The sequence below is a fragment of the Brevundimonas sp. genome (genome assembly GCF_036399195.1).
Taxonomy (GTDB): domain Bacteria; phylum Pseudomonadota; class Alphaproteobacteria; order Caulobacterales; family Caulobacteraceae; genus Brevundimonas.
Window position 1 is genome coordinate 1 of record NZ_DASWNO010000259.1, and the last position, 10,211, is coordinate 10,211.

At 69.8% G+C, this 10,211-nt stretch carries 13 protein-coding genes; 5 read left to right on the plus strand and 8 right to left on the minus strand.

Translation table 11 applies throughout. From position 1 onward, the window contains the following. The 3 genes from VGB60_RS11375 to VGB60_RS11385 form a co-directional block, all read right to left on the minus strand. Positions 1-184 (minus strand): DUF3333 domain-containing protein (locus VGB60_RS11375; RefSeq protein WP_331038366.1); only part of this gene is annotated, 184 nt, incomplete at its 3' end. Continuing rightward, on the minus strand, positions 177-1,607 hold the full coding sequence (gene pstC, locus VGB60_RS11380; protein WP_331038367.1) for a phosphate ABC transporter permease subunit PstC: 1,431 nt from the start codon (positions 1,605-1,607) through the stop codon (positions 177-179). The genes pstC and VGB60_RS11375, both read right to left, overlap by 8 nt. Before the next feature lie 139 nt (positions 1,608-1,746). Beyond that, entirely contained in the window at positions 1,747-3,144 is a 1,398-nt protein-coding gene (locus VGB60_RS11385; RefSeq protein WP_331038368.1) for a sensor histidine kinase, read from the minus strand. Between the two features lie 147 nt (positions 3,145-3,291). Between VGB60_RS11385 and VGB60_RS11390 the strand changes: the two genes are divergently transcribed. Then, positions 3,292-4,254 carry an ABC transporter ATP-binding protein gene (locus VGB60_RS11390; RefSeq protein WP_331038369.1) on the plus strand — a complete coding sequence of 321 codons (963 nt, stop codon included), beginning with the start codon at positions 3,292-3,294 and terminating at the stop codon, positions 4,252-4,254. Beyond that, positions 4,251-5,630 carry an ABC transporter permease gene (locus VGB60_RS11395; RefSeq protein ID WP_331038370.1) on the plus strand — a complete coding sequence of 460 codons (1,380 nt, stop codon included), beginning with the start codon at positions 4,251-4,253 and terminating at the stop codon, positions 5,628-5,630. The genes VGB60_RS11390 and VGB60_RS11395 overlap by 4 nt, the downstream gene beginning before the upstream one ends. Positions 5,631-5,709: 79 nt before the next feature. Here the strand turns inward: VGB60_RS11395 and rpsU are convergent, their stop codons facing one another. Next, complete coding sequence (gene rpsU, locus VGB60_RS11400; protein ID WP_056621430.1) at positions 5,710-5,967, minus strand: 30S ribosomal protein S21; 258 nt, start codon at positions 5,965-5,967, stop codon at positions 5,710-5,712. 189 nt (positions 5,968-6,156) lie between these two features. On the opposite strand from rpsU, the gene VGB60_RS11405 reads away from it, so the two are divergent. Both VGB60_RS11405 and VGB60_RS11410 read left to right on the plus strand, forming a co-directional pair. Then, positions 6,157-6,834: a COQ9 family protein gene (locus VGB60_RS11405; protein ID WP_331038371.1), complete on the plus strand. Its 678-nt coding sequence runs from the start codon at positions 6,157-6,159 to the stop codon at positions 6,832-6,834. Between the two features lie 29 nt (positions 6,835-6,863). Then, positions 6,864-7,127: a YdeI/OmpD-associated family protein gene (locus tag VGB60_RS11410; RefSeq protein WP_331038377.1), complete on the plus strand. Its 264-nt coding sequence runs from the start codon at positions 6,864-6,866 to the stop codon at positions 7,125-7,127. Here the strand turns inward: VGB60_RS11410 and VGB60_RS11415 are convergent. Both VGB60_RS11415 and purE read right to left on the minus strand, forming a co-directional pair. Continuing rightward, on the minus strand, positions 7,124-8,200 hold the full coding sequence (locus tag VGB60_RS11415) for a 5-(carboxyamino)imidazole ribonucleotide synthase (protein WP_331038372.1): 1,077 nt from the start codon (positions 8,198-8,200) through the stop codon (positions 7,124-7,126). The two genes, VGB60_RS11410 and VGB60_RS11415, sit on opposite strands and share 4 nt — an antisense overlap. Next, positions 8,201-8,707, minus strand: a complete 507-nt coding sequence (gene purE / locus VGB60_RS11420) for a 5-(carboxyamino)imidazole ribonucleotide mutase (protein WP_331038373.1) — start codon at positions 8,705-8,707, stop codon at positions 8,201-8,203. 124 nt (positions 8,708-8,831) lie between these two features. Between purE and VGB60_RS11425 the strand changes: the two genes are divergently transcribed. Beyond that, entirely contained in the window at positions 8,832-9,395 is a 564-nt protein-coding gene (locus VGB60_RS11425) for a GGDEF domain-containing protein (protein WP_331038374.1), read from the plus strand. Positions 9,396-9,408: 13 nt separating this feature from the next. Here the strand turns inward: VGB60_RS11425 and VGB60_RS11430 are convergent, their stop codons facing one another. Together VGB60_RS11430 and VGB60_RS11435 are read right to left on the minus strand one after the other, a co-directional pair. Beyond that, a complete protein-coding gene (locus tag VGB60_RS11430) occupies positions 9,409-9,633 on the minus strand; it encodes a YdcH family protein (RefSeq protein ID WP_331038375.1) in 225 nt (74 codons plus the stop codon). A 39-nt stretch (positions 9,634-9,672) separates the two neighbouring features. Then, the coding region (locus tag VGB60_RS11435; RefSeq protein ID WP_331038376.1) for a TIGR02444 family protein at positions 9,673-10,211 on the minus strand (539 nt) is incomplete at its 5' end.

Genomic DNA, 10,211 nt, shown 5'->3' on the forward strand with positions numbered 1-10,211 from the left:
GGGTGTAGAACGCGGTATGGCCCTGCTCGACGATGCGGCCCAGCAGCAGCAGCAGGAAGCCCACGGCGAAGCCAATCGCCAGCAGGCCGTACATGCGGAAGCGCCGCTCGCGGGCGTACCGGCGCTTCAGGCCCGCGCGCAGGCGATCGGTGCGCAGGGCGGGGGGCCGGACGGCGTCAGTCATACTGTTGCCGGTAGGTTTGGACGATGCGCTGGGCGACCACGTTCAGCATCAGCGTCACGAGGAACAGGGTCAGACCGAGGCCGAAGGCGGAGAGCGTCTTGGAGCTGTTGAACTCCTGATCGCCTGTCAGCAGGGTGACGATCTGGACGGTTACGGTGGTCACTGTGTCGAGCGGGTTCAGCGTCAGCCGGGCCGCCAGACCGGCGGCCATGGTCACGATCATGGTCTCGCCGATCGCCCGCGACATCGCCAGCAGCATGGCGCCGGCCACGCCCGGCAGGGCGGCCGGAAGCAGCACCCGACTGACCGTCTCGGATTTCGTCGCGCCCATCGCGTAGGAGCCGTCGCGCAGCGATTGCGGCACGGCGTTGATGATGTCGTCGGACAGGGAGCTGACGAAAGGGATCAGCATGATGCCCATGACGGCGCCCGCGACCAGAGCCATCTGGTTCTGGACCAGCGACAGGTACTGCCCCAGGCCGTCCAGCGGCCCGCCGATCAGCCAGCCTCCGATGGTGTTGAAGAACTCTCGAAACGCCGGCCCGACCGTCAGGGCGGCGAAGAAGCCGTAGACGACGGTGGGAACGCCCGCGAGGATCTCGAGCACCGGCTTGACGGTGGCGCGGAACAGCGGCCCCGCATACTCCGACAGGTAGATGGCCGAGAACAGGCCCACGGGAGCCGCGACCGTCATCGCGATCAGCATGATCAGGAAGGTCCCGGCGAACAGGGGCAGAGCGCCGAAGGCTCCGGTGGATCCGACCTGATCGGCGCGGATAGCCGTCTGCGGGCTCCACTGCGTGCCGAACAGGAACTCGGTGACCGGCACGGACGAGAAAAACCGAACGGAATCATAGACCAGCGAAGCGATGATGCCGACCGTCGTGAGGATCGCCACGGCCGAACAGACGAACAGGCAGCCCACCACCCAGCCTTCGACGCGGTTGCGCGCGCGCATGCCGGGGCGGATCTGACCGAACACCAACAGGGCGCCCAGCAGGGCCGCGACGACGGCGGCCGCCATCCCGCCGATCTCCAGCATCAGGCCGATGCGCGCGGCCCTTCGGCCTTCCGCCGGTAGCAGTTCGGCGTAAGGGGCAGGCCAGATCTGCGCGGCCTGACGCCCGTGTCCCACGGAGCGGGCGTCGGCGAAGAAGGCCTCGCGCCGCAGCGGCTCCAACTGCTGCACGGCCTCTGGCGCGCCGGAGGCCGTCAGTTGCCGCTCGAGCGGCGCCGAGAAGAGTGAGGCGGCGATCAGAATCGCCACGGCGGGCGCGGCCGTCCAGATCAGGGCGTAGGCGCCGTGCTGACCGGGGCGCGAATGCGCCGCCTGCCCCTTAGCCCGCCGCCGCGCGAGCGCCCGCGCGCCGAAGTACGACGCGAGCGCGGCTACGATCAGTATCGGCAGCAAAAGCCAGGTCATGGACGTCCCGGAGGGCGAATCGGAACCCGCCGGTCTCCCGGTGCGCCCCGCGGCGATAACTGCCCCGGAATGGTCAGCGGATTACGACGGGGCGATGACAGTTCTGTTACGGCGCCCGGCCATGCCGGAGCCGTCGACTTCAGCCTTCGGCGGGCGCCGCCGGCGCGACCGGGAAGTAGGCGGTGAACACCGCGCCCTCGCCCGGCGCGCTCTCGACGGTCAGGCCGCCGCGGTGGCGGTTGACGATGTGCTTGACGATGGCGAGGCCGAGGCCCGTTCCCTGTCGCTCGCCGCTCTTCTGGCCCTCGACGCGATAGAAGCGCTCGGTCAGCCGGGGCAGGTGCTCGCGCGCCATGCCGGGGCCGTGGTCGCGCACCGAAACCGCCGCGTACCGCTGGCCCGTCTGCCGGTCCGGGGTCACCAGCGGCAGCCGTGTCGCGCCGTCGCCCCGGTTTCCGCCCGACCACGGGGCGGAGGCCTCGTCCAGTGCGATATCGGGCAGGATGACGATCTCGACCGCGCCGCCTTCCGGCGAGTACTTGATGGCGTTGTCGACGAGGTTCTGAACCACCTGCAGGATCTGGTCCCGGTCGCCGTTGACCGGGGCGCCTGAGTCGCCGTCCCGCAGCAGGACGTGGACCTTGCGTTCGGCGGACAACAGGCTGACCGCGTCGACCACGTCGGCGGCGGCGCGGGAGAGGTCCACCCGCCCTGCCGGGGGAATGTGCTCGTTAAGCTCGATCCGGCTGAGCGAGAGCAGATCCGCCACCAGCCGGCTCATGCGATCGGCCTGCACCGCCATGATGTCCAGGAAGCGGTCGCGCGCGCGTTCGTCATCCTTCGCATGGCCCTTCAGGGTCTCGATGAAGCCCGACAGCGAGGCGAGGGGGGTCCTCAACTCGTGGCTGGCGTTCGCGAGGAAATCGACCCGCATCAGCTCGGTGCGCCGAACGTCCGTCTCATCGCGCAGCACCATCAGGGCGAGTCGGCGATCGCCCGCGGCGGGGAGAGGCCGCGTGAGCGCCCGCCAGTGCCGGACCTGGGCGCCGACGCCGGCATAGTCGGTGGTGCGGGTCAGGCCGCCGAACAGCGCCTCGTCCACCGCCTCCAGCACCGCCGGATCGCGGAGCACCTGCACCAGCAGGGCCGTCTCGCCTGGAATGCGCAGCAGCTCGCGGGCGGCGGTGTTCGCCAGGACGATGCGGCGACCTGCTATGTCGTCAGGCTCGCCCCCCTCCACCACCAGGACCGGCTCGGCCAGCGCTTCAAACACGCTGTCGAGCATCAGCGGATCTGACGGAGGTTCGGCGATTTCGACCGCCGCGGGGTGGGCTCCGGGTGGAGACGGCCGGCGGTTCACCGCCCAGACCCCCAGTCCAACAGCGCCGGCGACGATGAGCAGATACGGCGCCGTGCCGGGGTTGAAGGCGGCCGTCGCCACGAGCGCGGCGATCGCAATGCCGGCGCTGGCTCCCGCCGTCCACAGCCGGGAACCCGCGGGCGGCGCGACCGGCGATGATGTCACTTCGTAAGGCATTCACGCTTTCGGCGGCGCACGACTCGTCGGGGCGAACATGACATGGAATTCATGACAACCATGCACAGACCGTGGCCGCGGCGGGTTGTCAAACGTCCTTGACACCCATATCGCTTAGTCAGGTGAACGGTCGTTCGGGAGGGGCATATGGCAGCGGCTTTGACGCTGGAGGGCGTGAGCAAACGGTACGGCGACTTTCAGGCCGTGCGCGACCTGAGCTTTCAGGTGGAGAAGGGGACGATCTGCGGCTTCCTCGGCCCGAACGGCGCGGGGAAGACCTCGACGCTGCGCATGATCCTGGGCCTGCAGCCGGTGACGGAGGGCCGGATCGAAGTCCTCGGGGCCGAAGACGGACGCAAGGTCCGCGACCGCATCGGCTTCCTCCCCGAGGAACGGGGTCTGTACAAGAAGATGACGCCGATCGACGCCATCGCCTTCTTCGGCTCTCTCAAGGGCGTTCCGCTGGCGGAAGGCCGCAAGCGCGCGCGGGACATGCTGGAGGCCCAGGGTCTCGGCGCCTCGCGGAACAAGAAGATGAAGGAGCTGTCCAAGGGGATGGCCCAGAAGGTCCAGCTGATCGCCTCAGTGGTGCATCGCCCCGAGTTCGTGATCCTGGACGAGCCCTTCAGCGGCCTTGACCCCGTCAACCAGCAGGGGCTCGAGCAGGTGATCCGCGGTCTGGCCGCCGACGGCGCGACCGTGCTGTTCTCGACCCATGTGATGCAGCACGCCGAGCGGCTGTGCGACAAGGTCGTGCTGCTGGCGCGTGGTCGGAAGGCTTTCGAAGGCAGCGTCGACGAGGCGCGGAGCTCCACCGCGCGGTTCCTCGAGCTGGAAGGCCAGATCGCCCCGGCGGCCGTCGCGGCCCTTCCGGGCGTGGGCGCGGTCGAGACGGTTTCCGACGTCGACGGCGTCCGTGTTCTGCGCGCGGCGCTGCAGCCGGGCGCCGAGGGGCAGGCGGCGCTGAAGGCCGCCTTCCTCGGTGGTCTGGATGTCCGGCGCTTCGAACTGCGCCAGCCGACGCTACACGACGCCTTCATCCACCTGACCGGCGACCGGCCGGATGTCGACCAGTCCGTGAAAACCCAAGGCGCGGAGGCCGCCCGATGAACCGCACCATGCTGATCGCTCGGCGCGAATACGCCGCCTACGCCAAGACCGTCGGCTTCTGGTTGTCTCTGCTCGCCCTGCCTCTGGGCGTGCTTGTCGCCGGCGGCATCGGTTTCATGGCCGCCTCGTCCGAGCCGACCCGCGAGATCGCGGTGATCGAGGAGGGGCCTCAGGCCGAGGGTCTGGCCGCCGCCGTCCGCAACGCCTTGACGCGGGACGCTGACCGCCGCGCCGCCCGGCAGGAAGCTGCCATGAAGGCCGCTCAAGCCAGCGGCATGGGAACGCCGCAGAAGTCGATGCTGCCGTCGGTCTCGCGCCAGCGCATCACCATCGTGTCGGCGCCGCCGGAGATCGTCTCGGCCGCTCCCGGCGCCGCTCGGGACGCCGTCGCGCGCCGGCTCCTGTCAGAGGACACGCCGAAGGCCGATCGTCTAGACGCCATCGTCTTCCTCGATCGCCAGGGCGGCCAACCGGCCGCCCGGGTGTGGTCGTCCCGCACGACCGACGACACGGTTGAGGATTTCGTCCGTGACGCCCTCGTCGCCGCCAACCGGCAGACGGTGTTCAGCGCGGCCGGCATCGATCCGGCGGTGGTCGAGACCACCGAGCGCTTCCGCCCCGACGTCGCGATGTTCTCGCCAAAGGCGGCGGACGGAGGCGAGGTCTCGTGGAAGGATCGGTTGCCCATGGTTCTGGGTCTCGGCGGCGGCTTCCTGCTTTGGTCGCTGATCATCACCGGCGCCTCGATCCTGCTGAACAGCGTGATGGAGGAGAAGTCGAACAAGATCCTCGAGGTCCTGCTGTCCTCGGCCTCGGCGACCGAGATACTGACCGGCAAGGTCTTCGGCGTGGCCCTGTTGACCCTGACGGTGCTGGCCGCCTGGGCGCTCATGGGAGCGGCCGCGATGATCGGCTTCGCGCCACAGCACCTCGGCTCCGTGGGCGAAATCCTGCTGGGCGGCGGGCTGCTGGGCTGGTTCGTGGCCTTCATGGTCGGCGGTTATCTCATGTACGCCGTGCTGTTCGCGGCTATCGGCGCCTTCTGCGAGACGCCGCGCGACGCCCAGACGCTGATGGGGCCCATCATGATGGTGCTGATCATCCCGATGATCACCATGCAGATGGCCATCCGCACCCCGGACGCGCCGATGGTTCAGATCCTGTCCTGGGTCCCGTTCTTCACGCCGTTCCTGATGATGGCGCGCCTGCCCAGCGATCCGCCATTGATCGAGGTCCTGGGCGCCATGGCGGGCATGTTCGCCTTCGCCCTGCTGATGGTGTGGATCGCCGGCCGGGCCTTCCGCGCGGGCGCCCTGTCCGACGTGAAGCTGAGCTGGAAGGCGTTCGCGGGCGCTATCAGGGGCGGGGGCGGCTAACCCCCGCCACCCTGGGGGGCAAGAAAAAGGCCGCTCCGGTGATCCGGAGCGGCCTTTGTCGTTCTGGTTCGGCGATGGATCAGCCGCGGCTCGGTCCGCCCACGCCCGGAACCCGGGGCTTCGGCGGCGGCAGCAGACCTTCGCGCTGCATGCGCTTGCGGGCCAGCTTGCGGGCGCGGCGCACGGCCTCGGCCTTCTGGCGCGCGCGCTTCTCCGAGGGCTTCTCGTAGTGCACGTGGCGCTTCATCTCGCGGAAGCTGCCTTCGCGCTGCATCTTCTTCTTGAGGGCCTTCAGCGCTTGATCGACGTTATTATCGCGAACGAAAATCTGTACCAGGTTGAACTCTCCTTTGGCCGCCCGCCGCGCACCTCGAAAGGGAGACGGGCAGACAAATAAAATCTCGGTCCGGCAGACAGGGTCCGCGGATGAAGGCGGGCTGATACACGAGCGCCCCTCTCCTGTCCAGATCGTCGCGGCAAGATGTGAAGGGTCGAAACGCCCGCCCGACGGGCTTATGCTGGCGCCATGACCGATGCGCCACACCTGCCGAACGATCCGCCGGACGGGGACTGGGCCGACCGCATGGAACAGGCGGTTCTGGACGCCGCCGTGACGCGCGCGCCCGCTCTGGGTTGGAACAGCCGCATGGTCCGCGCCGCTTGCGCCGACAACGGCCTGTCGCTCGGCGACGAGGAGCTGCTGTTTCCCAACGGCGCGCGCGATTTGGCGGCGCTGCTGTCTCGGCGGCACGACGACCGGGCCCTCGCCGCCCTCGCCGGGGTCGACGCGGCCAGCCTGAAAATGCGCGAGCGAATCGCCCGCGCGGTCTCCGCCCGAATGGAGGCCGGGGCCGCCGACCTCGATGCGACGCGCCGCTGCGCCGCCTTCCTCGCTCTGCCGACGAACGCCGATCTGGGCCTGAAACTGGCGTGGGAGAGCGCTGACCATCTGTGGAACTGGGCCGGCGATACGGCCACGGACTGGAACCACTATTCCAAGCGGGCGATCCTGTCCGGCATCCTGATCCCCGCCTTGACCATGCGCTGGTTCGACGGGCGGGACGCCGCCGACGCCTTCTTGGCCCGGCGAATCGAGAACGTGATGAGCTTCGAGAAGTGGAAGGCGGGCAAGGATTTCGACGCTCCGTTGAGGCGCGTGAGCGAGGCTTTGGGACGAATGCGATATGGATCGAGGGCGGAGTGACCGGGTCCGGCCAACGGCTGCCCGGCGGCGTGGTCCACGACCTGCCCCCAGACCTGAACGCAGCCTTGACTGCGTCGCCGGCCGCTCGTGACGCCTGGCGCGACATCACCCCCCTGGCCCGGAACGAGTGGATCTGCTGGGTCATCTCGCCGAAGCGCCCGGAGACGAGGGAGAAGCGCGTCCACTGGGGCGTCGCGAGCCTGACCGAAGGAAAGCGCCGGCCGTGCTGCTGGCCCGGGTGTCCGCATCGTGAAAAGGGCGCCGCGGGCTCGCGCGCGGCCGCGGGGTCCTAGAGGGACCGCACCCGGTTCACATGCCCCATCTTCCGGCCCGGCCGGGCCTCGGCCTTGCCGTACAGGTGCAGGCGAGCGGCCGGCTCCCCGCCGAGTTCCCGCCACCCCTCGACCTCATCGCCCAGCAGATTGGTCATTTCGACCCGGGCGTGGGCGGCGGTGGGGCCGAGCGGCCAGCCCGCCACCGCGCGGATATGCTGCTCGAACTGGTCGCAGACGCAGCCGTCCTGGGTCCAGTGGCCGGTGTTGTGAACCCGCGGCGCGATCTCATTGACCAGCAGCCGGCCGTCTCCGAGGTCGAACAGCTCGACCCCGAGCACGCCGACGTAGTCCAGCCCCTGCAGGATCGCCTCAGCGATAGCGTAGGCCCTCGCGGTCGTCCTCGCGTCGACCTCGGCGGGAGCCAGCGTGGTCTTCAGCACCCCGCCTGCGTGAATGTTCTCGCCCAGCGGATAGACGGCCAGCGAACCGTCGCGCCCGCGCGCCGCGATGATCGACAGCTCCCGAAGGAAGGGGGCCTTGGCCTCAAGGATCGCCGGCCGTTGCCCGATCGCGCTCCAGGCGTCGGCCGCCATATCGGCCGACCGGACCCAGATCTGGCCTTTGCCGTCGTACCCCTCGCGGCGGGTCTTCAGCACCGCCGGCGCGCCGAGCCGCTCCAGCCCAGCCAGCAGGTCGTCGAGGCTGTCGACAGGGGCGAAGTCGACGGTCGTCGCGCCGACGCCGTTGAGAAAGGTCTTTTCCTCCAGCCGGTCCTGCGCGACGGCCAGCGCCTTCGACCCGGGCGCCACCAGCGCGCCGCCTGCCGCCAGCCGCTCGACCGAGGCGGCGGGCACGTTCTCGAACTCGAAGGTCACCGCCTGGCAGGTGCGGCCCAGCACGCCCAGCGCGGTGGCGTCGTCATAGGCCGCGACGATCTGGCCCTGCGACACGCGAGCGGCGGGGCTGTTCTCTTCGGGATCGAGGATGACGACGTTGAAGCCGAGCCGCGACGCCGCCTGGCTGAGCATCCGGCCCAGCTGGCCGCCGCCGAGGATGCCGAGGGTCGAGCCGGGGGGTAGGGGCGCCGGCACTCAGTCCTCGACCGTCTCGTGGACCGCCTCGGTCTGGGCCTCCCGGAAGGCCGCCAGACGTCCGGCGAGTTCAGCATCCGACAGCGCGAGAATCTGGGCGGCGAGGATGCCGGCGTTCTTCGCTCCGGCCTCGCCGACCGCGAGGGTGGCGACCGGCACGCCGCCGGGCATCTGGACGATCGACAGCAGGCTATCCAGCCCCTTCAACGCCTTGGATTCGACCGGCACGCCCAGCACCGGCAGCTCGGTCATGGAGGCGGCCATGCCGGGCAGGTGCGCGGCGCCGCCGGCGCCGGCGATGATCACCTTGAAGCCGGCGCCCTTGGCGCCGTGCGCGAAGTCGAACAGGCGGCGGGGGGTCCGGTGCGCGCTGACCACGCGCGCGTCCCAGGCGACTCCCAGCCGGTCCAGCGCGTCGGCGGCGTGCTTCATGGTCGGCCAGTCCGACCGGCTGCCCATGATGATCGCGACCGGAGGTGGTGATCTGGGAGGGGAATCGGTGGCCATGGCGGTCCGCCCTTTCCGGGGAAAGCGGCGCGATACAGGACTCGCGTTGCACCCGCAACCGAGCACGTTACGCTGGTATTAAGCCGGGCCCGCTGAGTCGCCGGCGCGGGGAGCCTTTTCGCCTGTGAGCCAAGCGGCCGTCATCGACCCTTCGGAAGAGATCACCCGGCTGCGCGCCGAGATCGAAGCGCTGCGCCAACGGGCCGAGGCGGCCGAGGCGGCGGCGGATCATGACGTGCTGACCCCGGCGCTGAACCGGCGCGGCTTCGTGGCGGCGATGAAGAACACTATGGCCTTTTGCCAGCGTCACGGCACGCCCGCGGTGCTGCTGTATCTCGACTTGGACGGCTTCAAGCGCGTCAACGACAGCCTGGGCCATGCGGCGGGCGACGCCGCCCTCGTGCACGTGGCCAAGCTGCTGATGTCCAACCTGCGCGAGTCAGACGCCGTCGGCCGGCTGGGCGGGGACGAGTTCGGCCTGCTGATGCTGAACGCCGGCCTGAACGGCGGCCGCGACAAGGCCCAGCGGCTGGCCGAGGCGCTGGAGCGCGAGGCGTTCACCTGGGAGGGCCGCACGGCCGTCATCGGCGGGTCCTTCGGCGTGCGCGCCTACAACGGCCACACCGATCCCGAGGTCTGGCTGGCCGAAGCCGACGCCGCCATGTGGGTCCGCAAGAAGGGCCGGTGAAGGCTCTTCGCGGTCAGGCGATGATGTCGGGCAGGATGCGGTCTTCGATCTTCGTGATCTCGTCCCGCAGCAGCAGCTTCTTTCGTTTAAGTCGCGCGATCATCAGCTGGTCGGGCACGGGCATCAGACCCAGCGCCTCGATCGAGGCGTCTAAATCGGCGTGCTCCAGTTGAAGAATCTTCAGCCGCGCGTGCAGGGCCGCGTCTTCCTCGGTCAGAAAGGGTTCGTCGTCGTTCATGCTCTGGCCCCGCGAACCCGGTTTATAGCGCGCGCCGCGTCACGCCGGAAGGCGCTCGGCCAGTCGAACGAGTCCCGCGCGCGGGGTCATGGGGGACCAGACCCTGGCGACGGCGACCATCGCTTCCAGCGTCGCATGGGCTGATCCAGAGGGCGCGGGGGCGAGCGCCTCCAGCGCCCCCAGCAGCCGCCGCTCAGCCGCCAGCTCCACCGCCTTCACCTCGGCCCGGACCGCTTCCCGCGCCGCATCGTCGAGGTCAGGAGCGCGCGTCTTGAGCGCCCGGCGCACGGCGCGCAGCGGCGAGATCGCCGTCTCCTCCCAGACCCGCGCCGTATCGGAAGCGGCTTCCAGCGTCTCGGGGTCCGGCATACGGCCTTCGGCGGCGCACCACGCGGCCCAAAGCAACAGCGGCACGTTCTGCCCGGCGGCGTCCTGCAGTTCCAGGCAAGCGTCGGCCACGCCCCCGGCGCGATAGGCCGCGACGGCCCAGTCCCACAGCGTCATTCCGGGCTGGCGCCTTTCAGCCCGTCCCAGCGCCGCACCGCGGCCCAGTCGAGGCCGAACAGGTCCAGCGCCCG

Excerpts from the sequence above, each read along its gene's own strand:
- pstC (WP_331038367.1), bottom strand. The coding sequence starts at position 1,607 with ATGACCTGGCTTTTGCTGCCGATACTGATCGTAGCCGCGCTCGCGTCG.
- VGB60_RS11385 (WP_331038368.1), bottom strand. The coding sequence starts at position 3,144 with ATGCCTTACGAAGTGACATCATCGCCGGTCGCGCCGCCCGCGGGTTCC.
- VGB60_RS11390 (WP_331038369.1), top strand. The coding sequence starts at position 3,292 with ATGGCAGCGGCTTTGACGCTGGAGGGCGTGAGCAAACGGTACGGCGAC.
- VGB60_RS11395 (WP_331038370.1), top strand. The coding sequence starts at position 4,251 with ATGAACCGCACCATGCTGATCGCTCGGCGCGAATACGCCGCCTACGCC.
- VGB60_RS11405 (WP_331038371.1), top strand. The coding sequence starts at position 6,157 with ATGACCGATGCGCCACACCTGCCGAACGATCCGCCGGACGGGGACTGG.
- purE (WP_331038373.1), bottom strand. The coding sequence starts at position 8,707 with ATGGCCACCGATTCCCCTCCCAGATCACCACCTCCGGTCGCGATCATC.
- VGB60_RS11430 (WP_331038375.1), bottom strand. The coding sequence starts at position 9,633 with ATGAACGACGACGAACCCTTTCTGACCGAGGAAGACGCGGCCCTGCAC.